Source organism: Candidatus Chloroploca mongolica, assembly GCF_004762035.2.
GTDB classification, from domain to species: Bacteria; Chloroflexota; Chloroflexia; order Chloroflexales; family Chloroflexaceae; genus Chloroploca; species Chloroploca mongolica.
In genome coordinates, this window is record NZ_SIJK02000010.1 from 1 (window position 1) to 24732 (window position 24732).

At 57.2% G+C, this 24732-nt stretch carries 20 protein-coding genes; 10 read left to right on the plus strand and 10 right to left on the minus strand.

Translation table 11 applies throughout. The features are described from left to right. Window positions 1-157 precede the first annotated feature (157 nt). The 8 genes from hisD to EYB53_RS07455 all read left to right on the plus strand — a co-directional run bounded on the left by hisD (window position 158) and on the right by EYB53_RS07455 (window position 8244). Window positions 158-1471, plus strand: coding sequence for a histidinol dehydrogenase (gene hisD / locus EYB53_RS07420; RefSeq protein WP_135477576.1), 1314 nt, complete (start codon window positions 158-160; stop codon window positions 1469-1471). A gap of 63 nt (window positions 1472-1534) precedes the next feature. Beyond that, complete coding sequence (locus tag EYB53_RS07425; RefSeq protein ID WP_135477577.1) at window positions 1535-1789, plus strand: YggT family protein; 255 nt, start codon at window positions 1535-1537, stop codon at window positions 1787-1789. Next, complete coding sequence (locus EYB53_RS07430; RefSeq protein WP_135477578.1) at window positions 1790-3454, plus strand: spermidine synthase; 1665 nt, start codon at window positions 1790-1792, stop codon at window positions 3452-3454. It abuts the gene before it with no gap. Window positions 3455-3876: 422 nt separating this feature from the next. Next, window positions 3877-4392: an HNH endonuclease gene (locus EYB53_RS07435; protein ID WP_503827058.1), complete on the plus strand. Its 516-nt coding sequence runs from the start codon at window positions 3877-3879 to the stop codon at window positions 4390-4392. After that, window positions 4379-4753 (plus strand): YraN family protein, encoded by a 375-nt coding sequence (locus EYB53_RS07440; protein ID WP_135477580.1) that lies wholly within the window; start codon window positions 4379-4381, stop codon window positions 4751-4753. Before EYB53_RS07435 ends, EYB53_RS07440 begins: the two co-directional genes overlap by 14 nt. Window positions 4754-4877: 124 nt before the next feature. Beyond that, a complete protein-coding gene (locus tag EYB53_RS07445; protein WP_254150951.1) occupies window positions 4878-5693 on the plus strand; it encodes a hypothetical protein in 816 nt (271 codons plus the stop codon). Between the two features lie 68 nt (window positions 5694-5761). After that, window positions 5762-6790 carry a DUF3048 domain-containing protein gene (locus EYB53_RS07450; protein WP_254150952.1) on the plus strand — a complete coding sequence of 343 codons (1029 nt, stop codon included), beginning with the start codon at window positions 5762-5764 and terminating at the stop codon, window positions 6788-6790. 89 nt (window positions 6791-6879) lie between these two features. Next, on the plus strand, window positions 6880-8244 hold the full coding sequence (locus EYB53_RS07455) for a DUF8814 domain-containing protein (RefSeq protein WP_135477582.1): 1365 nt from the start codon (window positions 6880-6882) through the stop codon (window positions 8242-8244). A 29-nt stretch (window positions 8245-8273) separates the two neighbouring features. Here the strand turns inward: EYB53_RS07455 and EYB53_RS07460 are convergent, their stop codons facing one another. The 5 genes from EYB53_RS07460 to EYB53_RS07480 all read right to left on the minus strand — a co-directional run bounded on the left by EYB53_RS07460 (window position 8274) and on the right by EYB53_RS07480 (window position 15632). Continuing rightward, entirely contained in the window at window positions 8274-10397 is a 2124-nt protein-coding gene (locus EYB53_RS07460) for a sensor domain-containing diguanylate cyclase (RefSeq protein ID WP_209949594.1), read from the minus strand. Window positions 10398-10639: 242 nt separating this feature from the next. Beyond that, window positions 10640-12496 (minus strand): ABC transporter substrate-binding protein, encoded by a 1857-nt coding sequence (locus EYB53_RS07465; protein WP_135477584.1) that lies wholly within the window; start codon window positions 12494-12496, stop codon window positions 10640-10642. A gap of 215 nt (window positions 12497-12711) precedes the next feature. After that, window positions 12712-13581: an alpha/beta fold hydrolase gene (locus EYB53_RS07470; protein WP_135477585.1), complete on the minus strand. Its 870-nt coding sequence runs from the start codon at window positions 13579-13581 to the stop codon at window positions 12712-12714. Between the two features lies 1 nt (window position 13582). Continuing rightward, window positions 13583-14482 carry a D-hexose-6-phosphate mutarotase gene (locus tag EYB53_RS07475; protein ID WP_135477586.1) on the minus strand — a complete coding sequence of 300 codons (900 nt, stop codon included), beginning with the start codon at window positions 14480-14482 and terminating at the stop codon, window positions 13583-13585. Between the two features lie 187 nt (window positions 14483-14669). After that, window positions 14670-15632: a carbohydrate kinase family protein gene (locus EYB53_RS07480; protein ID WP_135477587.1), complete on the minus strand. Its 963-nt coding sequence runs from the start codon at window positions 15630-15632 to the stop codon at window positions 14670-14672. A 104-nt stretch (window positions 15633-15736) separates the two neighbouring features. Here EYB53_RS07480 and EYB53_RS07485 point away from each other — a divergent pair, with 104 nt between their 5' ends. Then, window positions 15737-16384 (plus strand): uracil-DNA glycosylase, encoded by a 648-nt coding sequence (locus EYB53_RS07485; RefSeq protein ID WP_135477588.1) that lies wholly within the window; start codon window positions 15737-15739, stop codon window positions 16382-16384. Between the two features lie 89 nt (window positions 16385-16473). Here the strand turns inward: EYB53_RS07485 and EYB53_RS07490 are convergent, their stop codons facing one another. The 5 genes from EYB53_RS07490 to EYB53_RS07510 form a co-directional block, all read right to left on the minus strand. Continuing rightward, the gene (locus tag EYB53_RS07490) at window positions 16474-16884 is read right to left on the minus strand and encodes a hypothetical protein (RefSeq protein WP_135477589.1); all 411 of its coding nucleotides are present in this window, start codon (window positions 16882-16884) and stop codon (window positions 16474-16476) included. 450 nt (window positions 16885-17334) lie between these two features. Next, window positions 17335-18465, minus strand: coding sequence for a site-2 protease family protein (locus EYB53_RS07495; protein ID WP_167857303.1), 1131 nt, complete (start codon window positions 18463-18465; stop codon window positions 17335-17337). A 275-nt stretch (window positions 18466-18740) separates the two neighbouring features. Continuing rightward, a complete protein-coding gene (locus EYB53_RS07500; RefSeq protein WP_135477591.1) occupies window positions 18741-19826 on the minus strand; it encodes an AOC03_06830 family ribosome hibernation factor in 1086 nt (361 codons plus the stop codon). Window positions 19827-19849: 23 nt separating this feature from the next. Next, window positions 19850-20257: a hypothetical protein gene (locus EYB53_RS07505; protein WP_135477592.1), complete on the minus strand. Its 408-nt coding sequence runs from the start codon at window positions 20255-20257 to the stop codon at window positions 19850-19852. A gap of 55 nt (window positions 20258-20312) precedes the next feature. After that, window positions 20313-23303 (minus strand): leucine--tRNA ligase, encoded by a 2991-nt coding sequence (locus EYB53_RS07510; protein ID WP_135477593.1) that lies wholly within the window; start codon window positions 23301-23303, stop codon window positions 20313-20315. Window positions 23304-23593: 290 nt separating this feature from the next. On the opposite strand from EYB53_RS07510, the gene EYB53_RS07515 reads away from it, so the two are divergent. Next, on the plus strand, window positions 23594-24706 hold the full coding sequence (locus EYB53_RS07515) for an RNA-guided endonuclease InsQ/TnpB family protein (RefSeq protein ID WP_135477594.1): 1113 nt from the start codon (window positions 23594-23596) through the stop codon (window positions 24704-24706). The last annotated feature ends 26 nt before the right edge of the window (window positions 24707-24732 follow it).

The window sequence follows — 24732 nt, forward strand, 5'->3', positions numbered from 1 at the left end:
GCGGCCGCCATCGACCGCCTCTTGTTCCGGGCCTGACTTTGCATCAGCCCTGGTGGGCTTCGGTGCCGGTCAGCGGCTTTGCGAGCAAAAGCTGTATAATAGAAGCAGCAAGCAAGCCCCTTTGTGTCAGGCTGGAGTTGCGTGGAAAGGTAGAACGATGACGACCATTCCGATCATTGTTGATCCTGCTGTTGCTCGCAAGAGTGTGCTCTATCGTGCACCGCTTGATGAGGATCAGACGACAGCACAAGCGGTGGCCGCCATTGTGGCTGAAGTTCGTGCGGGTGGTGATGCGGCGCTACGTATCCTGAGTGAGCGTTTTGATGGTGTTGCCCCCGTGTCGATCGAGGTGCCCCGTGCGCAGTGGGCTGCTGCCGCTGAAACCTTGCCCCCCGATTTACGGGCTGCCCTCCAACTGTCGGTCACGGAAATTCGTCGTTTTCATGAGCGTCAGGCCCGCAACTCCTGGATCGATTTCAGCGTCGAAGGGGTGCGCGGTCAACTGGTGGTTCCTCTTCAGCGGGTTGGGGTCTATGCCCCGGGTGGGGCGGCTCCCTTGCCGTCGTCGTTGATCCATGCGGCCGTGCCTGCTCAAGTGGCTGGCGTTGAACAGATTGTCGTCTGTTCGCCCCCCCAGGCGGCGACGGGGAAGCCCTCGACGCTTGTGCTCGCTGCGGCGCATCTCGTGGGGGTTGATCAGGTCTTTGCGGTCGGTGGAGCCCAGGCGATCGCGGCGATGGCCTATGGTACCGAAAGTATTCCGCGCGTCGATAAAATTGCTGGCCCCGGGAATCGTTTTGTCATCCAGGCCAAGCGTCTGGTCTATGGGGCGGTAGGGATCGAGAGTCTGCCAGGACCAACTGAGACCCTGGTGATTGCCGATCTGTCGGCGAATCCGCGGTATGTGGCTGCCGATCTGCTTGCCCAGGCTGAACATGTCGAGGCAAGCGCGATCTTGCTTACGCCGTCACCCGAACTCGCAGTGGCGGTGCAGACCGAACTTGAACGGCAGTTGAAATTGCTGCCTGAGCCAAATGCAACGGCGGCGGCTGAAGCTGTGAGCCAGCGTGGTGCGATTGTGCTGGTACGCGATCTTGAAATGGCGTTTGCTCTGTCCAATGAGTATGGTCCGGAACATCTCTGTTTGCTGCTCGAAGAGACGTGGCCGTATGTTGGGATGGTGCGCAATGCCGGGGGCATCTTTCTTGGCGAACAATCCTTTGAGGTGCTTGGCGATTATTGCGCCGGGCCTTCACATATTATGCCCACCGAGGGAACAGCGCGGTATGCATCGCCCGTGAATGTTGATGATTTTCGCAAGGTGATCTCGTTGGTTGGGCTCAATGCAACCGGGCTTGCCCGTATTGGCCCCGCAGCGCAGCGCCTGGCCGAGGCCGAAGGGTTGTATGCCCACGCTGCGGCGGTGCGTGTCCGCCTCGAACACGATGAGGACGCGGATGACAAGGGCTGAGGCTGGTGTGCTCTGTTGGTTCGGTGTTTGGAAGTAAAAAATCTTTGCTGAAAGGTAGTGTGTATGTCCGGCTTTTTTGTGACCTTTATCAACTTGCTCTTTCAAGTTTTGTTGTTTGCCATTCTTGGACGAGTCATCATCTCGTGGATTGATCCGATGGGCAATATGCGTGTGACGCAGATCCTACGTGAGTTGACCGAGCCAATTCTGGCGCCGATTCGTAGTGTTTTGCCGACAATGGGTATGATTGATCTCTCACCTCTGGTGGCGCTGCTTTTGCTTCAGTTGCTCCAGAGTCTCATTCTGCGAGCAATCTAAATGGCGCGTCGTGATCGTTTTTTACTCGTGGTTGTCTTTCTGGCTGGCGTTGGGACGCTGGGGATCGAGATGGTGATGCCACGGTTGCTTGCGCCCTTTTTTGGGACGTCGCAACCGATCTGGGCTGTGGTGATCGGGATGACGCTCGCCTATCTCGCGGTAGGCTATTGGCTTGGCGGGCGGCTCGCTGATCGTTACCCCGATGAACGTTTGCTCTACTGGTTCATTGCCTGGGCCGGTTTGCTCTGTGCGGTTATTCCGCTCGTTGCCCGGCCCGTGCTCCTCTTTGCCCAGGGGGCGCTGCGTACGGTCGCCGCAGGCGGGTTTCTTGGGGCGCTGCTTGTTGTCTTGTTGCTCTTTGCCGCCCCGGTGATTCTGATGGCGACCGTGGGGCCGTTTGCGGTACGTCTGCGCCTGCGTGAGGCTGGCCGTGGGGTGGAAGAAGCAGGCCGCACGGCAGGGACTATTTCGGCACTCTCGACCGTTGGTTCGATTGTCGGTACGTTTCTGACGGTACTCCTCCTGATGCCCCTGATTGGTGCCAGTGCGACCCTGTTTCTCTTTGCGGCCTTTCTGATCGTGCTGGCCTTCGTTGGGCTGCGTGATTGGCGCGTTGGGATTATGCTTGCGGTTGTTGCGGCGCTCTTTGGGTTGCATACGTTCAATGCGGGCAACCTCAAGCGTGCTGATTGTGGGGGTTGTCGCCTGCTTGCAGAGCGTGAGTCGAACTATAACTATATTCAGGTGGCCGAACAAGAGGTGATCTACCAGGGTGGCCGGGTTGATCCCCGCCGTGTTCTGATGCTCAATGAGGGTCAGGCTTTGCACTCGATCTATCGGCTCCGCTACCGCGAGACGGGAAATCCGCTTGATCTGTTGACCGATGGTGGCCCGTGGGATTATTTTACGGTCGCGCCGTTTGTCTATGCCGATAAGGATCCGCAGCACGTCCAAAGCTTTGCTATGCTTGGCTCGGCGGCTGGGAGCATTCCCAAGCAGTTCCTTGCGATCTATGGGCCGCAGACGCGCATTGATGCCGTTGAAATTGATGGGCGGATTGTCGAGTTGGGCCGTCGCTATTTTGATCTGGAGGATCGCGATCCGGCCTTCCCTTTCTATACGACATATGTCGCTGATGCACGTTACTGGCTTGCCACGACTGATCAACAGTATGATGTGATTGGTATGGATGCCTATCATCAACCCTATATCCCCTTTCACCTCACCACGGTTGAGTTTTTTACTGAAGTGAAGGAGCGCCTCAACCCCCAGGGCGTTGCCGTCGTCAATGCCGGTCGGCCAGCTAGTGGTGACGATCGTCTCGTCAATGCTCTTGGCTCGACGATGCTCGCCGTTTTCCCCGAGGTCTATGTCATTGATACGCGTTTTGCCAATGCGATCCTGATTGGTGTCAATACGCCAGCCGGTGATGGCGTGACGAACTTTAGGCGCAATGCCGATGCTATCGCGACGCTCGCTGAAACGGAGACGCAGTATCAGGCTTTGCAACTCGTGATGTACTGGTCGCTCAATGAAGGTCGTTTTGGCCCTGTGCGCCCGTTTACCCCGACCCAGGCGCGTTTTACGCCCTTTACCGATGATCTTGCCCCCGTTGAACGCCTGATCGATGGCCTGATTCTGCGTGAAGCCATTGGGGGATCATGAGATCTGTTCAGGTGGTTTTGAGCGGCAAAGCCGCCCAAAACCACCTGAACAGATCTTTGGGGAGGGGGGACGCACGGTTTGACAAGCAGCCGGGAGGTATGCTACTGTTAAGATGTAGGCAAATATGGCATAGTCCTGCTATAGCAGGGCAAGGGTAGCAAAGGTCTGTCAGGTGATGAACAACGGATCGCGAGCATATGTCCGGCGTCGGTGCGGCGCTAACCGAGGGGCGGTGATGATACAGCCAGACCGGGCTGATCGTGCCGCGTACCGTCGTGGCCCCGGCATCGGTGTGGCACTGCAAGCTATCCAGTCTGTCTCGACGCGCTGTCAGACCTGGGATCAAACGCTCTAGCCGGGGCACCATGCATAACCCCCGTGCGAAGAGCTTTTGTTTCAGCGACAAATGGTTCTTGAAGGGGGTGGGCGCCTTGGGCCAGCGTGTTCTCGTCCTTAATGCGAGCTACGAGCCACTGCAACTCATCTCGGTTCGTCGTGCCGTTGTCTTGCTCCTCCAGGAAAAAGCTGAACTCGTTGAGGCTGCGGAGGCTCAACTTCGCGCCAGAGCGATCAGTTTTGATGTGCCTCTGGTAATTCGTCTCGTACGGTATATTCGCATCCCGCGCAAGCTCAAGTTGCCCTGCTCGCGTCGGGGTGTCTTTGCGCGTGATCGTGAGACGTGTCAGTATTGTGGAACCCAACCAGGGCGGACACAGTTGACGATGGATCATGTGCTGCCACGTTCGCAGGGCGGTGTGACTACCTGGGACAATGTGGTGACGGCTTGCCGTGATTGCAACCATCGCAAAGGTGGTCGCACACCTGAACAGGCGCATATGGTGTTGTTGAGTACGCCTCGTCAGCCCCAATACATGGCTTTTGCGCTGCTCGGTGAGCTCGAACGCCACGATGTCTGGCGTAAGTATGCCTTTGGCTAATCATGATCTCGGGCGGTTTGGTGAAGCCGCTGCTGCTGCACACCTGCGACGTGCAGGCTATGTCATTGTAGGCCGTAACTGGCGGTGCCCACTTGGTGAACTTGATCTGGTCGCTCGTAAGGGCGACCAGATGCTGTTTGTCGAAGTCAAGACCCGCCATGTGGGGGCCTGGTTGCCCGAAGATGCCCTTGGCCCCGCCAAGGCCCGGCGCCTCGTGCAATTGGCCTATACGTATCTCACCGAGTTGCAGTTGCCCCTTGATAGCCCCTGGCGGATCGATTTGATTGCCATTGAGCTTGATGCCGCTGGGCGCATCTGCCGCCTTGACCATATTGAAGGCGCAGTTGAGGGCGAAGGTTAATTGATTGTCACCGATTGTAGTCACATTGCACCTTGTAGTTTATGCCATGAAGATTGACTTTTATGTCATGGCTCTGTTATACTTGAAGCCTCAAAGGTTAGAATGGGCCTAGAATGAGAGAACCTTGCGTTTGCTCCACATACCTGTTATCGTCGGCCACCTGGCCCCTGATCTCGATTGTCTGGTGGCGATCTGGCTTTTGATGCGTTTTGGTGATGCTGCTGACGCTGAATTGGAGTTTGTTCCAGCCGGACGTACCCTCGATGATCGGCCAGTTGATGCTGAACCATATATCATCCACGTTGATACCGGTAGCGGTCGTTTTGATCACCACGATGCCGCTGATCCTACCCTGAGTGCCGCTGAACTGGTGCGCCGTGAAGTTGCGCCTGATGACGAGGCGTTACGTCGTCTTGTTGATCAAGTGACCCGCATTGATAACGCTCAAGCGTATGGTGATCGCCAGCCGATTTTCTTTAATATTACCGATCTCATCGCTGGCTACAACGCGCTCTTCCCGAATCGCCCCTATCACGTTGCTCAGGCGATGTTGCCTAATCTTGATGCATGGTATGAGCATGAGCAGCGCAGTTTGCGCCTTGAGCATGCGTTTAACCGCAGGCTTGAGTTCCAGACACGGTGGGGCCTTGGGATTGCGATGGCAAGCGAGGATGGTGGTTCAAGCCGGCTCGCCTATAGCTGTGGCGCGGTGCTCTATGCCTATCGCGATGGTCACGGCTATATGGGGGTCGCCGCCCAGAATCGTTCCTGTGTCGATCTTGGCGTGGTCTACCGTGATTTGAAGCGCGTTGATGCTGATGCCGATTGGTATTTGCATCCCGGGAAACGGATGTTGCTCTGTGGTACTCCCAAGGCTCCGCCACGTGTGCCTTCGGCGCTCTCGCTCGAAGAACTGGTGGATGTCTTGAAGCGACGGTGAGCGCGGGGCCTGTGCTATAATGCCGTCGGATGGAATACCCGCCAGGTTCGCGGAGAGAAAATGACAGCATGACTCGATACCTCGTTCGTACACTCCTCCTTTTGTCTGTGTGTGCCCTGTTTTTGACCGCCTCTCCCACGCTGGCGGCTTTTCCAGACGACGTCACCCTCCATCGGATCAAGCCCAGGCCACCTGTGTTGCCGCTAACGCTTGTCCGGGGGAGTGTGACAGAACGCCCGTATGCGGTGATGCTCGATAACCATCCGATGGCTTATCCGCAGGTTGGCCTCAATCAGACCCCGCTGGTCTTTGAGGCGCTCGCCGAGTTTGGTATTACCCGCTATATGGCACTGTTTGTGCCCGGCATTACGCCCGAGTTGCCTACGATCGGCCCGGTGCGCAGTGCCCGCTCGTATTTTGTGGAGTATGCCAAGGGGATGCATGCCGTCTATGTTCACGCAGGCGGTGCCCCCGATGCGTTGACGATGGCGCGCACGTCGGTCGAATTGCTTGATATGGACGCGCTCCGCGTCGATGCTGAACGCTATTTTCGTCGCGTGGGTGATCGCCAGGCTCCGCATAATCTCTTCACCTCTACCCGCGAGCTCGCCGCCTTTGCTGAGGCGCAGGCGCTCGCCGAGGTTGATCTGAGCGAACTGGGTTTTTTGATTAAGCCCGATTTGCCCCTGGCACGTCGGCCTGCGGCCCAACAACTCAGCTACTATTTCCTGTACCGTGAGTCGTTTGTGGCCTGGACGTATGACCGCACCAGCAATAGCTATCTCTATTTTCGGCAGAATCGCCCGCATGTTGATGGAGCGACGGGGCAGCAACTTCGTTTTAAGAATGTGGTTGTGTTGGAAGTGCCCGAGCGCCCTATTCCTGGCGATCCCAAGCAGCGCATTGAACAACAGGTGATCGGCGAAGGCCCGGCTCGAGTCTTTCTGGATGGTCGCATGATCGAGGCGACATGGCGCAAGGGCGCTGGCTTTGCGCCGTTGCGTATCTATGGCCCCGGTGGAACCGAACTGACCCTGAATGGCGGGCCGATCTGGATTGCCGTGTTGCCGTCGCTCGATCATTTGACGGTGGAGTGAGGTGTTTGTGGGGCAGTAGGCCCCACAAACTTCCCTTGCGCTAGCCCAGGCAAGCTTTTTGTGAGCGCAGCCGCACGTGAGGTCACGTTATGACCCTTGTCAGACTCTGCAATCGGTTGAGCGTTGTGCTGCTAGGCTTGCTTGTCCTGGTTGCTGCGCATGTAGAGGCCGCCCCGCTGTCGCAACAGGCTCAACCAGCCCTCGCCCCAACCTATCGTATCTTTGCCACGCGCGAAGGCCTGGTGGGTCAGATGACGGGCAATGGGCATATTATTCAGCCTCGTGATCGCTTTGTGGCCCTGCCTTCGTGGGCGGTGCTCTCACCAAAAGGAAGCGACCGCTATCGGGTACGTGTTACCTATAAGGGCCGTAGTGTGGTGGCACCTGTCTGGGATGTTGGTCCGTGGAATACGCGTGACGATTATTGGAACCCGGATCGCCGCTATCGCGATCTGCCGGTTGGACGCCCGATGGCCGAGGCGGCCTTTTTTGATGGCTATAATGGCGGTCTCGATGAACGTGGCCGTCGGATTAATAACCCCAATGGGATCGATATTGCCGATGGGACCTTCTGGGACGACCTCTTGATGACACGCAATGATTGGGTCGAGGTGAGTTTCCTCTGGCTGGGGGCTGATCCTGGCCCTGGTGCGGCGATTACGATCAATCCTCCCCCTCCTTCGGCACCTGCGCCGCCTTCGCCAACCAGCCTGCCTCCCGCGCCCGTTGAGGCCGAAGCAGGGTCAATCGTTGTCGACGACGGGGCCGTAGGCTATAGCGCGCAGGGCAATGGTTGGAATAATGCCAGTTGTGGTATGAATGGGAGTCATGCCTGGGTCGCTTCAACGTCTGATGCCACCCGCTCGACCGCAGCAGCGGTATGGACGCCCTCCTTGCCTTCGGCTGGGAGCTATGAGGTGCTGGCGTATCTGCCGAACTGTGGCAACCCGGCGACCACCTCGGCGCGTTACCAGGTGACCCACGATGATGCGGTGACCAGTGTCACGATCAACCAGCAGGCGCTGGCGGGAACCTGGATCTCGTTGGGTACCTACAGCTTTGGCCGCGTCACCGGGGTCGCGCCTCAGATTGCCTTGACTGATCTCACTGGTGAGAATGGGCGCGCAGTGCGTTTTGATGCGCTTGCCTGGGCACCACGTCTGGATACCACCCCGCCAGTGAGCAGTGTCCAGCAGATCGAACGCAAAGGCAATGGGTATCAAATTACCTGGGGTGGAACCGACGCTGCGAGTGGCATCGCGAGCTACGATGTCCAGGTGCGGATCTTGCCCCGCGGCGGATGGACTGATTGGCGCATGCAGACGACAGTGACAACGGCCTGGTTTGGTCCCGATGAAGGCAAACATTTTGCGTTTCGGGTACGTGCCCGTGATCGGGCCGGCAACCTAGAACCCTGGCCTGATGAGGCACAGATGGACACAACGTCGTCGTAGGGGCACGGCGCTGCCGTGCCCCTACGGGTTTATATTGTGACTTCTCTGGCCCGGGCGAGGTAGACGCGGTTTCGCCCTTCACTCTTGGCCCGGTAGAGGGCCTGATCCGCTGCCGTGACGAGTTCGTCGTGGTTATGGCCATGATCGGGGAAGATAGACACGCCGATCGAGGTGGTAATGTTAGGCAGACGTTGCCCCTCGTGGACTAGATCCAGGTTACTGATTGCTTCACGCAGGTTGTTGGCACGGCTGAGGGCATTTTCTTCGGTCATGCCAGGCATGATCAGCAGCATCTCTTCGCCGCCAAAGCGACAGGCGATGTCTTCACCACGTAAGCTCGTGCTGAGAAAGCGCCCCAGAATGCGCAACGTTGTATCGCCGGCATCATGCCCGAAGGTGTCGTTGATACGCTTAAAGTAATCAATGTCAAGCAGCATAATGCCCAGGGTGCGCTGATGGCGTTGCGCTTCAATCAATTTAGGGCCAAGGATTTCATTGACAAAACGCCGGTTGAAGAGCCCGGTGAGTGGGTCGCGGATCGCCTGCTCATGGAGGTCTTCGCGCAGTTGCAGATTTGCCAGGGCGAGGGCTAGCAGATCCGCTGTACGAATCGCGAGTGAAAGTTCACGTGGCTCTTCCGCGTTGCCAGAACCCGGTTCTCCATGCAGACACAGCAGGCCCGAGGGCTCACGGTTGGCGTGGAGTTGCACACAGAGCAACGGGTGCCCACCGATTGGCAGGCAATCAGCACAGGCCTGGGCCTTACCTTCATTGTTGGGATAGACAAAACGGGTGTTGGTTTGCATCGCCGGGCACGCTGAGGTGATCTGGTCAGGATATGTGCCAGCCTGCTTGCCCCACGCGCCGACGAGGTGGTAGACCGCGGCCTTGCCCGTATGATGATAGAAGGCACCGGTGTTGCCTTCGAAGATCTCTTGCAACAAGGGAATACTAACCGCATAGGCCTCTTCAAGGCTCTGGCTTTGCTGTAAACGGCTGCTGAGGCGATTGAGCAACTCCTGTTCCTTGACATCGCGAGCGAGTTGCTGATTCACCCGACGCACTTCGGCCTCGGCCTGTTCGAGGACGGCCACATGACTTTCGAGATTGCCGATCAACTCGCGCAGGCGCGCCGTCATCCGGTTAAACGCCACGGTCAGCGCGCCTATCTCATCGTTGCGGCGGGGATGAGCAATCAGTTGCAAATCACCGGCGGCAATGCGGGTGGCCGTATCAGCCAGGCTCGCCAGCGGTTTGGCAATGCCTCGGGCGGCAAAGAGGGCCGAGATAAGCGCGAACAGCATAGCTGTCAGGGCAATCACGATAGTGAGTTGCAGGGTCGCGTAGATCGTCTGAAAAGCCTCGCGCTCTTCTTGTTCGGCCACGAGCACAAACTGTAGTGAAGGGAGCCAATGGTAAACCCCGATGACGCGTTGCTGGCGATAGTTGTCATAGACCCCGGATCCATTAGTCTGATCGCGGATCACCTGTTCCATCGTCGGTGTATGCAGCCGCAAGATCTGGGTGCGGCGGTCGGCAAAGCGTGAGTCGGTGAGCAACAGGTAATTCGGCCCGACGAGATAGGTTTCACCGGTCTCCCCCAGCCCAGCCCGCTGCAACATGATCTCATTGAGCGTGCGGGCACTTGCGCGTCCAACCAGCACGGCACGGGCCCGCCCGTCGGCATCATAGACTGGCTGCGAAACGACGACGGGGCTACTCAAGCCCTGGGCGGTCGCCGACGAGAGGGACTGCACATAGGTGCCCTCGATGCCCCGCCAGAAATATTCCTGGAGCGAGTGAACCTGGCCCTCTTTGGCGGGATCAGTTGCCACCAGGGCACGACCCTGAGGATTCAGGAGCAAAACTTCTTCAAACAACCCCGTTGATGCGACAACTCCATCAAACTGGATCCGTAGTTCGTTATATGCTTCGGTATAGGCTGGCGAACCCGGTTCATTGGTCAGCAATGGTTCGATCAGGCGAGGCACTTGATGGGGATAGACGATCGCTCCCATATGGATGCGTAGGCTCTGAATCCATGCAACGATCTGTTCTTCTTTGAGGGTCGCAACTGACTCGAGTTGATTGATAACCTGTGTTTGCCCACCACGCAGCCCGAGTAGCACCGAACTACTGCCAATCAAGAACATCGGAAGTAAAACCAATAGCATGGAAGCTAGCAGTAAACGATTCCGAATGGTGCCAAGGCGCAAGCGAGAAAAAAGTCTTGCGCCTCGGCTGGCCAGGTGCTTGAAACGGCCAGCAACGCGATCCATAAAAGCCAGGTCTTACTAGTCTGTCCACAAAGGTTTTCAGTATATGGCCGACAAGGCATGTGGGCTGTGCTTGTCGAAGCCCACATGCCTTGTCACACACGTCGTCTATTAACTATTTACTTGGTCTCTGCATTGACAGGTTGCAATTCATGAATAATCACTTGCATACTTTGCCACCATGAAGGTGGGTGAATATAGGCATTGGAGGCACTGGGCCAGTTTTGCCAGTACGTTTCATCAAACGAGATCAGTTGCCTATATTGTACCAGAGGAATGAAGGGTAATTCATCGAGCCAGATGGAGCTGGCTTCAACAAAGAGCGGTTCGACGCGGGCATCGCCGAGTGGTAACGCGCCTATCTCGTCAACGAGGTCGCTGTAGGCCTGGTTGTTCCAGCGTACCTGGTTATTGTAGTTGGTGACAGGTGTCCCAATGGGTTGCGCCCAACGAGCGTGATAGCGATTCATCGCGGCCCAGGGTTCATTGATCGAGCCACAGCTATCCCAGTCAATCATGGCCTCAAAGACACCATTGGTCTTGTGGTAGACCCATTCGCTATTGGTGAGGGCTTTGGAGGAGGCGTTGATCCCGACTGCTTTGAGCCGTGCGGTGATCAACTCGGCGCTACGTTGCATCGTTGTGGATGCTTCGTGAACGTGAATAGTCAGGCTCAGCTGGCTCCCGTCTTTTTCATAATACCCGTCGCTCCCGAGGCTCCATCCCTGGCTCTCGATCAACTGGCGCGCCAACTGCGGATTGTGTTGCAGCAAAGGATACTGTTCATAGAGGCCAGCCTGCTCAAGGAGTTGAACATAACGATCGAGTGGTGGATAGGCGGGAAAGAAGTGGCGCGACGCAATTGTGGTTCCCTCATAGGCGTCGGTGACAATCTCCTGGCGATCAAGGGCATAGTTGACGGCCCAGCGCAGGTCTTTCTGATCCCAGGGTTGTTGGAGCGTATTAAAAGAGAGCGTGCGTGAGCACGGGTCGATCCACGAGAAGGGCACCCCATCGAGCCAGGTGATGAGCTTGGGCTTGAGCGCAGCGATGGCCTGATACTCTTCGAGGGTGACATTGCCAAGCGAATCGAGGTGTTCGACAGCCTGAGCCAGGTCTGCTTCCATATTAACGGACGTCCAGATAAGCCGTTTCGGTGCTGGTAATGACTTGAAGCCCGCCTCGACACCCCACCAGTCGTCATCACGGACATAGATGAAGGTGTTTTCGTTAAAGCTCTCGAGCACGTACGGCCCGGTAAAGACCGGCCAACCCTGGGCGGGATCATAGTTGGTAAAAGTGTACGGATCTTTATCGCGCCAGATGTGTTCGGGGACGAGGTTGAAGCTGCCCCAGACTTTGACCGAGAAGAAGTCAAGCTGAAAGCGCGGATTGGGGGCGGTCAACTGGAAGCGCACGGTATGCTCGTCGACCGCTTCGACTGATTCGATCCAGTTGGTCAGACCCGCAAAGAAGTCGAGTTCGAGATCGGGATGTTCGAGCAAAAGATTGATACTAAAGACGACATCTTCGGACGTCAATGGCTCACCATCGCTCCAGCGTACCCCTTTACGCAGTGTCAACGTCCAGACATCTTGTTCTGGATTAGGATCCATACGCTCGCCGAGCCATGGCTCGATCACGCCACTCTCGTAGTTGAGAATAAAGAGGGGCTCGATCATCGCCTGATGCAGCCCTTTATCGAGGCGCGCACTGCGGGCAAAGGGGTTCCATTGTTCCGGCTCGTCAACATTACCCGAGAGCATATCAAAGATAACCGTTTGGGCACGCTCGGTTGGATTATTGATCAGTTCGAGAGGAAGGTCGATCACGAGGGCGGCGGGCGAATCCTCGGGGGTGCTTATTGGTGCCTGCTGAGGGGGGCTCGTGGGTGCCATGCTTGTTGTCGAGCCACAGGCGGTGCTCACAAGGATAACCATAATGATGAGGATCCAACGGTGCGCATGCATAGCCATAGAGGTGCTCCTCTTTTTGTTCCAGTATTGGGTATATTTTCAGTATAGTGAGAGGATGTACAAATCTATTACCAAGGCGATCATTCCCATGAAAGTGCGTATGATGACGAAAACGACCAGCTTTGCTGGTCGTTTTCATCATCATACGCACGGGGATTGTTCGCGACTGTCGGCTATGCCAATGCACGGTTCGCGGCGATGCGAAATGTGCGCTCTCAGGCGAGAAACGCGCCAATTGAAGTATAAAATGGGACGGCAGCCTCGATCATTGGCACGTGGCCGCAGTTGTCGAGCAAGACGAGCCCTGCATCAGGTAGGGTATTGGCGAGGGCCATCACTGCTGTTGGTGGAAAGAGCGGATCTTCGCGTCCACTCACAACCAGCGTTGGTACCCGTACCTGCTCGGCGGCAACCATGACAATCGGATCGCCCGAACTGCTTGCTGCTTCCATCGCAACCCGCGGATCCATCGCGATCAGGTCAGCAACGCCAATCGCCATCGCGGCATACGGGATCTCGTTCATGCGATAGACCACCTGCGAGGCCAGCATGATTGGCCAGGGTGGTGTCATCCACGCCATCTGCGTCCACGGGCGCATCATCGTAAACCACGGACCCCAAAAGCTCAGCCAGGGTGACCAGAGGGCTGCATTGGTACGAAGTTGCGAGTGCAAACCCGCAAACAGCCCTGCTTCGACTGAACTCCGCGGCAGCCCGAAGCTCGCCAGGATTGCCCGTTTCACCCGATCAGGCCGTGCTGCCGCCAGCAGCAAGGCCACCGCCGCCCCAAGTGAATGCCCGACCACCGTAACCTGCCCGAGGCCCAGGGCATCAATGGTCGCAAGCGCGCTGGCGGTCATCGTATCGAGCGTCGCCGGCGTTTTCGGTGGCGGCGACTCGCCAAACCCTGCCAGATCAAGCGCAATCAGATCGTGCTGTTCGGCCAGTGTCGCAAATGCACCCATCCAATAGCGTGACGATCCACCCCATCCGTGGATCAGCAGCAAGGGAGAGCCTGTACCGGCACGTCGGTAAGCAAGGGGGCCAGTTGGCAGGTTGAGCCAGGAAACTTCGGGGAATTCCATCTTACTTCTTCTCTAGACGATCAATGACCGCCATCATCGTATGACTTTCGTCTGGGGCCAGCATCATCGTTGCAGCCAGCGCATTGGCTGTTTCGATACAGACCATCGAAGTGGATGCATCATCAGCAAAATCAGGAATCTGCTGCGCTTTTGCATGCCACGGGTTCCAGATAACCGTTGAATGACTTCCTTGTTTGGCGATCCTGATGGCGTGCCCTTGCACAGGATCTTCAAGCAAACACGTTGCGGTTGTGCCTTGATAAACCCGATCGATCTCTGCTCCAATGTTGACCGGCCCACTCTGGGTGTGGGTTTCGTGCGTGAGTTTATCAAAGTAGCGAACGCCGTCAAGTCCTATGATGCCACACTGAGTTACATCGGCTACCTGAAGATATGTGTGCAACGCGCCACTCCAGACAAAAGCTTTGGCATCCAGGTTGGTGATCTTCAGGGCAACCTCCAGGTGCTTGCCAACCGTAACCGTTAGTGTTAAACGAAACGCATACGGCCAGAACGACAGCGTCGTCTCGTCGTGACTCAGGCACAGTTGTAGCCAGACCTTCTCGTCATTGAGGCCACTGTCGTTCACCTGCCACCAGCGTTCACGCACAAAGCCATGCAGTGGTTTGCCCGGATCGCTGGGGTGCGGCCCAAACCAGGGCCAGCAAAGCGGGATGCCCCCATGCACCGGGGCGCGGCCAGCCTTGCGCGCAGCCTGACTAACCCACAGCAAGGGCGGCCCCCCAGCAGGCTGATACGTCAACACCTGTCCTCCATACAACGCGACTGTTGCTGTACCTCTATCAGCCATCAGCCTGGCTGTGAGCATCCCGCCTGGCTCATCAATAAACTCGATCCGTTCCGCAATGCCAAAACGTGCCTGCAAGCCTGTGCGATCCATACCCTATGCATTGCCTTTCCAACCTTCCCGGGAGCGCGGGCGGCCCGACCGCTTCCGGAACAACAGCGGGCGGGCCGCCCGCGCTCCCAAATGGCACCCAACCACCCTTTTCAGACCGCTTGCAAGCGGTCGCATGCCCGACGTCAGCAACTTTGCGCCTTTGCGCCTTTGCGTCAAACAACCCGTCTTATGTACCCAGGAAGGCCTCGAGTTCGGCTCGGTTTGGTGGGTTGGCACCAGGGCGTGAGCAGGCAAGCGCTGCGGCAGCGGCCCCACGCCGCAATGCTTCAACCAGGCTTGCGCTGGGCATCTCGGTCAGGGCCTCGCGACTCAGTGCCTCGGCGTCAGCCAGCGCAGCGAGGATCCCCGCGCTGAAGGTGTCGCCGGCTCCGACGGTGTCGGCTACCTGCACCTTGAACCCCGGTACATCGAGTTGCTCAACGCGCTCACCCTGTCGTCGCAGGGTGGTCACACCTTCACCGCCACGGGTCAACGCAACGACACAGGGGCCAGCCTCAAGCTGTGCGCGGGCATAGACGAGCGGATCGGTATCTGGGGCGAGCCATGCAATGTCGGCGGCACTGAGTTTGAGCAGATCGCACGCCGCCACTGCCTCTGCCACCGTAGCCCGGTAGCTTGCGTCATCAGTGATCAGACGTGGGCGCACATTGATATCAAGCGAAACCAGAGCTCGTCCGCGCAACGCTTGCGCCGCCGCCAGTGCCGCCGAGGGGGTTGTGCCGCGCAAGAGACTGATCCCACCAAAATGGAGCAGCGCCGTCGCTTCGACCAGTTCGGGCGTGATATCCTCGGGCGTCAGCAACGTATCGGCTGCCGCATCACCATAAAACGTAAAAGCCGGCTCGCCATCCTCAATCGTCACAAACGCCAGGGTTGTTGGGGCATCAACACTCGCCAGCCAGCGATCGTTGATGCCCTCGTCACGTACATGCGAGCGCAGGCGTCGGCCAAAATAGTCGTTGCCAACCTTGCTCACAAACGCCGTCGGTACGCCCATCCGCGCCAAACCGACCGCTACATTGAACGGCCCGCCCCCAGGATGCAAGCTAAAGCCAGTTATGGTACCATCCCGCTCAAGCGGCAAAAAGTCAACCAGGATCTCACCAAGACACACGAGCCAACGCTTCATCGAGTTGCTCCTTTGCTTCTGGTAGCAAAAGCCCGTAACGCTGGCTTGCCTTGCTAACACAAGCGAGATTTCATCGTGTGTAACAGGATACCACAAGAAAACCTATGCATCACAACCCTGCCCTCACCACGCTGATCACGACCCTGGCGAGCATCCCGTCCCCGCCCGACGCAATCAATATGTATGCGGGTGACGATCCGCCTGGCAATGCGATCCGGCGGGCGAACCTGGCGCTTGCGTTGCACCTGGCGCAGCAGCGCGGCCCCGATCTCATCATCGTTGGCGAGGCACCGGGCTACCACGGAGCGCGGCGCACCGGGGTTCCCTTTACCAGCGAGCGTATTTTGCTGGCCGACGAAGGCCAATTTGGTGTTGCCCGAGGGTTTGCCCTGGCGACGGATGACGGCCGCATCAGTGCCGAACAGACTGCGACCCTGGTCTACCGCGAGCTTGCCGCGCTCGGCCTCTCTGCCGTGGGCTGGAATGCCTACCCACTTCACCCACACCGCCCTGGCAATGATCAAAGCAACCGTTTGCCGCGGGCCGCCGAACTGGCGCTAGGTCGCCCCTTGCTGATGCAAATGCTTGCGCTCTTTCCAGGGGTGCCGGTGGTCGCAATGGGGCGGGTCGCCGCCGCGATGCTGATAGCGCTTGAGGTGCCCCATCATGCCGTACGCCACCCTGCCCAGGGTGGCGCACGCAGCTTTGCCGAAGGGTTAAGGGCTTTCACCTTGCGCAGGCTGCCTGGGTGAGATCGCGTAACAACATCCGCCAATGAGCGGCGCAATCGGCGCTAGCAGGATCACTGCCGCACCCACCGGCATGTTGGTTGGGCACAGGCTTATGAAAGATCTTGAAACAGTTTTATTGCCGAACGGATTGGTGTTAACCAAAAAACAATTGCAAAAGGCAAACCAAAAAACATAGATAAAATAAAAGACATGCCGAACGTTGGAATGATCAAAAAAATATTTACTACGACTAGGATTATCAAAGAAACAATATTCACAAAGAAAATGAACCACCACGTAATCATTGCTCGAATACCACCCTGCACATCTCCCGCAACCATACGGCCAATTCCTAGAAAGCCCATTAACCCAAGCAGTTCTAAAGAGGCCACGAGATAAGGATTCACCCTTTTCTGGACAGTCGGAGGCGGAACGAGACGATCAAAGAGATTTTGACTACGCGTGTAGGTGTTATTCCAAACCTTGGAAGCTTTTCCGCCGATACTATGTTGGTCGTTCATAATACTTCCTACTTGTCTTGAATTTCAGTGCAGATACCAGATGCATACCAGGCAATGACCCATAGCCTGATCACCTTGTCATCTTAGTAACGTAAATCTGCATGTTGCGCTTGGGTTTGCACGGCGCTATTTATAATACACGTCTCCCTCGCCATCATCCTGATTTGTCTCCTCCTGCATTGCATCACGGTGACGCAGGACAGTCATCGGCAGAATGACATCGCGATACTTGCTACGCAGCAGCCCACAGCGCTCCAGCGCAGACACCCCGTAAGGCCGAAGCACGTGCGCCCCAGCCCCGGATTAACTGGCCTGCATGCCATGCGCGTGCTTCGGCCCATAGATCGTCCCGCGTGCGCTGAGATGGGCACGTCGAGGCGTGGAGGCGAAGCACCTGAGTAGGGGGGCAGGGCAAAGCCCCGCCCCCCTACTCAAATGCTGCGCCCCTACTTATGCCGACGGTGTGGTACGCGGTGTCGTCGACGGCCCCTGCGGTGGTGTACCTCGGTCGCGTACAGCATACGCGGTGGCAATATCGTCAATCGTCAGCAAACCACGAAATTCCTCGCCGTCGTAAGCGGCGAGCACCGGGGTGCTATGCTCGGCCATTGTTGCGCGGGCGACTTCCAGCGACTCGCCAAAGGCAACCCGGACAATCTCGCGGCGCATGATCATCGTGATCCACATTTCGCCTCGTCCAGTTGCGATCGCAGCCTGAATATCGGCGCGCACTACAATGCCAAGCACGCGCTCGCCTTGCAAGACCACCAGGGCCTGCTGGCGCGTCTCATCCATCAGGGCCGCCGCATCACTCACCCGCTGTCCGATCTGCAAACTGGCAGGCTCACGGTTCAGCGCATCGGCAATGCTCAAATCATCGAGCACCCCGATGACATCGGTTGCCACCACTTCCTGGCGTGCGCCAAGGAAGATAAAGACGGCGATCGCTATCAGCAAGAAGTTGACACTCATAACCCCGACCACGGCCAGCAAGATGGCGATACCCTGCCCAATGGCCCCAGCGATGCGCGTCGCCCGCCGGTAATCCATCAACATTGCCATAACCGAACGCAGCACCCTCCCGCCGTCGAGCGGGAACGCCGGGATCATATTAAAAATCGCCAGCAGCAGGTTTGCCTGGATTAGCCAGAGCACCATCCCATCGAATGAGGGTGTCCCAACCATGTTGACCATTGACTCGGCGGTCATCCTGGTTGCCAGGCCGCTAAAGATTGCGACGATGAGCAGGCCAAAGACAATTAAGAGATTGACGATTGGCCCCATGATGGTGATCAACAGTTCGTGCCCCGGGCGCTGCACTGGCCGCCCGAGCACGGCCACACCACCGATTGGTAGCAGTTGAATTTCGCGTACCGGGATGCCGAGCGCACGTGCGGTGAGGGCGTGCCCAAGCTCGTGCAGCAGCACGCTGCTAAAGAGCAGGATCATCATCAATACACCAAAGAGCGCCCCAAAAAGACTTCCATTGCCCCAGATCAAAGCCCCCAGCGGCAACATCAGCAAAAAGGTTACATGAAGATTAAGATCAATGCCTGCAATACGTGCAATACGAAAACTCATACGCATTATTTTGCTTCTTTCTATGCTTCTGGCGAAGGGAGTCGCTTATCCTGACTCGTCTTACCACCATGCTCAGTCTTGTCACGCAATAGTTCTCTTTAAGGATAACGCTTTCATTGTCTCAGCGCAATAGTGGGCTTTCCCGAATCAAGAGGGAAAGAAGCCCTCAGAAGCTTCTTGCGCTGGAGCAAAGCCATCTTAGCTGGCTTTGCTCCAGCGCAAGAAGCAGGGGGTTTGCGAGCTTTCGCCCTTAGAGCTTTCGCCCTTAGAGCTACCTAATACCGCAGAATCAATGCGATCCGCCCGTGCTGTTCGAGGGTGCCATCTTCCACAAAGACCACCCGCCCACCCATGCTCATCACCATGGTGATCGCCTCGTCAACAGCATCGTCGAACTGGTTTGGTCCACTCTCGCCTGTATCGGGCAAGAGCCGGAAGCCAGTCTCGTCGAGGATGGCCGACTCGTGATAGCTCTCTTCGACAACCAAGGTTGCGCCACGGCCTTCACGCGCAAAGCGCCACACTTCACCGAGTGTCGAGGCACTCCGCTGCCCACCCACGGCTGTGCCAAGTTCTTCCAGCACGCCGTTGCGCCGCTCTGCCAGGCTTGCTTTGACTTCGGGCCAGACCAGTTTGCCCAATTCGTGCCCCGGTGTCGTGTCGTGGTTCCCCCGTACGGTCGCCACGATCTGGCTTGCGTTACTGGTAACCTCGTTGAAGAAGGAGGCCCATCGGTCAACCCCAACGACGGCAACGGGCAAAGGGTCTTCCTTCAAGACTTCGGTCAGCGCTTCATCAACGCTTCGGAAGAAGATCCGGTGGTGCTCATCGCGGAAACGCGAACTGTTGATTGCTGGATCGTTCGGTAACCCGCTGCCACCCCCTGGGCCACCGTGAGTCAGCGGAAAGCCAGCTACCCTGACTTCGGCTAGATCCTCACGGGTCGCTTCGAAGAGCCGGGTTGGCTGCTCGCTCAACACGACAACCCAGTATCGCGGGGTGCGGTTCATCGCAAAGACCATATCCCGCGTAAAGAAGGTTTCGTCTACGACCACCCGCTCAGGCAGGTCAAAGGGCACTGTATAGATGTAGCTCGTCTCGGCGTTGACAAAGATCGCCAGCCCATCAAGCGTACGTGAAAGGTCTAAATCATTTGTAGTGGCTTCAAGATTGTCAAGTAGTTGGGCTACTTCGCGTTTGCCAAACTCATCTTTCAAGCGCTCGTTCGCCTCGCGCACCAGATTCTTCAAGCGAATCGGATCCTGACGGTTGTCGGGCGAGGTGCGATGCGTAGGGAGCGTAATCGTCAGACAGGGATAGGTCACAATCTTTTGCAGTTCAACAACATCACCACGATACATAGACTCTCCTAACTATAACAAGTTTAGATCGAACGACGCTCTTGCTTTGGGAAAAGAAAACGAGTACCAATTTCAATTTCTAGTGGCAAGAGCGCAAGCAGGATCAACGGAATCCAGATTGGACTCAGGACAAAATAGAGACCGAGCGGCAGAATGCCGAGAATAACGGCAAAAATCATCCGTCCCGCACTTCTCCATCCACTCGCCAGCACAACGCCGACCGTGGTCAGGGTAACAATAACACTATCACTACACGTATTGAGTGCAGGACGATTGTAGCATGAATTGAGGACTGATGGTACGGCAATGTCAAAGGGCACACCCTGGATTTCGAAGGTGGTTGGCAATATCATCCTCCGCAGAATAAAGAGGGCTATGCCAGCCAACAAAATGGTATAGGCAACCAGAATCCGCTGCGTAGAAATATTCATAGATCCAGCAAACCCTCAGCCAGGCAACCGAAAGTTGCCTGGCTGAGGGTTTATATTAACCAACAACAATGTTCACCAGTTTTCCTGGCACCACAATGAGCTTGCGGATCGTTTTGTCGCCGACATATCCTTTGACCCGCTCGCTCTGCAACGCAACGTCACGCAACTGCGCTTCGTCGGCATCAGCAGGGACTACGAGTTTGTCACGGATTTTGCCATTGACTTGCAAGACGATCTCAACTTCTTCTTCCGCCGCCAGGGCAGGGTCTGCCTTGGGCCATGACTGTTGATGAATGCTATAACTCCGTTGCGTGCGTGCCCAGAGTTCTTCGGCGATATGGGGGGCAACGGGGGCGATCAGGCGCATCAATGTCTCGATCGCCTCGGCCCATGTAGGCGTCTTGCTCAACCCTGCCTCACGGGCCTTATAGAGCGCATTGGTAAACTCCATCAAGGCAGCAACCATCGTATTGAACTTGAATTCTTTGATATCATGTTCAACGCGCATGATCGTCTGATGCAGTACCCGCTGCAATTGACGCTCGGTGAAAGCGCCTTCGCCCGCACGGTCTTGCTCAGGATTGAGCACAATGCGCCAGACGCGGTCGAGCCACCGGCGAATACCCGGGACTCCATCGGTACTCCAGGGTACCGCAGCTTCGAAGTCCGAGATGAAGCATTCATAGCCCCGCAGCGCATCGGCCCCGTGGGTTGCGACGACTTCATCGGGCGTGATGACATTATTTTTGGACTTCGACATCTTTTCGATGACGATCTGCCCATCGACTTCGCGGGGCGGGGCCAGGATCAACCCCTGATTGCGCAGGCTCTGAAAGGGCTCGATAAAGGGGACAACCCCAATATCATAGAGAAACTTGGTCCAGAACCGGGCATAGAGCAGGTGCATGACAGCGTGTTCGGCCCCACCGACATACATATCGACGGGCAACCAGTAGGCCAGTTCCTCTTGGCGTGCCAGTTCGTGCGGATTCCGGGGGTCAACAAAACGCAGGAAGTACCACGACGAACAGGCAAAGGTGCCCATCGTGTCGGTTTCGCGCCGCCCATGTTGCCCATCGCTCAGAGTCACCTTGACCCACTCATCAATCTGGGCCAGGGGCGATTCGCCGGTCGCTGTGGGCTCGTAGTTTTCGACCCCTGGGAGTGTGACGGGCAACTGCTCATCGGTTTCCATCACCTCGAGGCCATCGGCACGGTGAATGATCGGAATGGGGGTGCCCCAGTAGCGCTGGCGGCTGATCAACCAGTCGCGCAGTTTGTAATTGTGGCGGGCCTTGCCCTGCCCTTCAGCCTCAAGCAGATCAATCGTCCGACTGATTGCTTCGTCACCAGGCAGGCCGTTGATCGTTCCCGAGTTGATCGGTACCCCAATCTCATCATGATAGAGCAGGGTGCGGTAGGCTGGAATCGTCGTCAGATAAGCCATCACGGTTGGCAGATCGTTGCGTTGCAACGCTGTGCTGATCTGTGCGGCCAGTTGCTGATCCGCTTCGACCGTGTCGAAGGCGACGATGACATCAGGAAAGATGAACTTCCACCCGCTTCCCGCGATTTCAGTCCATCCATTGAGCAACGCCGGTTGCACCAGGTGGGCATACGCCTCGGCCTGCGCCCCGGTCAGGTCAACGACCAGATCGCCATCCTGTTCACTGAACTGATATCCCGCCGCACGCAACTGGTTTGGCAGATCCTCAGCATACGTTCCCCGGCGCACCACCGAACGGGCGGCATCGTCAGGCCGCTGGATCACCGGGATGATCGGCAAGCCAAATTTTAGGGCAAAGGCAAAGTCGCGCTCGTCGTGGGCGGGTACCGCCATAATCGCGCCGGTGCCATAGCCCATCAAGACATAGTCCGCGACCCAGATGGGAATCTCGGCCCCGTTCACCGGATTTACCGCATAACTGCCGGTAAAAACGCCGGTCTTCTCTTTCTCTTCGACGGGCACAGGCGCACTGGCATTGGTGCTGGCCTGGGCAACATAGGCCTCGACGGTCGCCTGCTGGGTCGGCGTGGTCAACTTGGCGACCAGCGGGTGTTCGGGCGACAGCACCATAAAGGTTGCACCCCACAACGTATCGGGCCGCGTCGTAAAGACGATCAACTCGTCGCCAGCCACCGTCTTGAAGCTAACCTCAGCCCCGACCGAGGCCCCGATCCAGTTGCGCTGCATCGTGACAATGCGGCCAGGCCAGTCAACGGTATCAAGATCGCGATCCAGGCGGTCGGCGTAGGCCGTCGTGCGGAAAAACCACTGTTTCAGCGTGCGGCGCTCTACCAGCGCCCCACTCCGCCAGGCGCGACCATCAGGGCCGACCTCTTCATTCGCCAGCACCGTTTTGTCAACCGGGTCCCAGTTGACGGTCGCTTCGCCACGATAGGCCAACCGGAAACGCTTCAGGATCTCCTGCCGTTCGAGTGGGTTCGCTGTTTGCCAGCCTTCTGCCGTAACCCCACGCTCTGACAAGGGCAACCCCAGGCGCGAGGTGCCATACGCTGTTAATTCCGCCTCCAGTTCAGCAATCGGACGGGCCTGATCGACGCGTGGATCGTACCAATGGTCGTAGAGACGCAAAAAGATCCACTGGGTCCAGTGATAATAGTCTGGCTCAGACGAGGTGATCTCACGGCTCCAGTCATAACTGGCCCCGATCAGATTCATCTGGCGTTTGTAGTTGGCGGCGTAACGGCGGGTCAAGACCGAGGGATTGGTCTTTGTTTTGATCGCCTGGTTTTCGGTGGGCAACCCGAAGGCATCCCATCCCATCGGATGCAGGACGTTATAGCCCTTCATCCGATAATAGCGCGCAACCACATCGGTGGGCACATAATTGCGGCAATGGCCGACACTCAACCCCTCACCTGACGGGTAGGGATAAAAATCGAGCACATAATACTTGGGGCGTTCATCAGCCGGGGCAGTTCGATAGAGATCATCGGCCGCCCAGCGTGCCTGCCACTTTGATTCTATAGTCGTCGGGTCATAACGTTCGTGCAACATTTTCTCGGGCTGTGCATCTTTCATGCGGTCACACTCCTCAAGGGTTGAGCAGAATTGGTGGCACCTACGACGAATTGGCATGAGTGATCATAGGCCGTAAGGCCACTAAGGTCAGGTTCTGACATGGTGCTCACCCCCTTTCGGAAAGTTGTACAATGGTGCTCATTATAGCATAGGACGGTTTGTCGGCCTCATAGAATGCTTGCCTTTAGGCGCGGAAACCCACGAGCTTTAGCCGTGGGAGGAGCGCCCCGCTTGAGCGGCTTTAGCCCTGAGTTGCACGGGTGTTCGCCATGTAGTATACTTCTCATATTATGAGGCTCACAATCCAACTGAAGTTGCAGCCGACTCCTGAGCAAGCTGACGCTTTGCAGCGCACGCTTGAGCGGGCGAATGAGGCGTGTAACGCGATGAGTCTGACGGCATGGGAGACCAAGACCTTTCGGCAGTTTGCGGTTCACAAGCTGGTGTACCAGGACACCCGCGAGGCGTTCGGGCTTGCCGCGCAAATGGTGGTGCGGTGCATTGCGAAGGTAGCGGATGCCTACAAGCTGGATCGCAAGGTTCAGCGCACGTTTCGCCCACACGGTGCGATGGCCTACGATGATCGCATCCTGTCCTTCCACCGCGGCAAGCAGGAAGTCTCGATCTGGACGCTCGACGGGCGGCAGGCGATCCCGTTCCTCTGCGGCGATAGGCAGCGCCCGTTGCTCGCTTCGCAGCGGGGCGAGACGGATCTGGCGCTGGTCAACGGCGCGTGGTATCTGTTCGCTGGGTGCGAGGTTGAAATACCCGACCCTGGCGACGTGGAAGGCGTGATGGGCATTGACCTGGGGGTGACCAATATTGCGGTAGATAGCGACGGCGAGACCCATTCCGGCAAGGCGATCAAGAACGTGCGCTATCGGCATCGGAGCTTGCGGCGCAAGCTCCAGCGGAAACGGACCCACGGTGCCCGCCGCCGCTTGCGAAAGCTCGTAGGGCAGGAATACCGCTTTGCGACATGGGTAAACCACAACCTCTCCAAACGGATTGTTGCGAAGGCCGAAGGCACGAAGCGGGCGATAGCGTTGGAGGATCTGACGCATATTCGCACGCGGATAACGGCTCGCAGGTCGCAGCGCGCAACACTCCATAGCTGGGCCTTTGCGCAGTTGCAGGCCTTTATCGTCTACAAGGCAGCGATGTGCGGGGTTCCTGTCCATCGGGTTGATCCTCGGAATACCTCTCGTACCTGTCCTATGTGCGGTTGTATTGACAAGGCCAACCGCAAAACCCAGGCTTTGTTTGTCTGCACATCTTGTGGCTTCGCTGGGCCAGCAGATGTGATCGCGGCGGTCAATATTGGCCGCCGGGCGCCTGTAAGTGCGCCATGCTACCCGGCTGCCGACTCGTCGGTAGTGCAGGGTAAAGCCCAAGAGCTTTAGCCTTGGGTAGCTTACTCGGAAGGTCT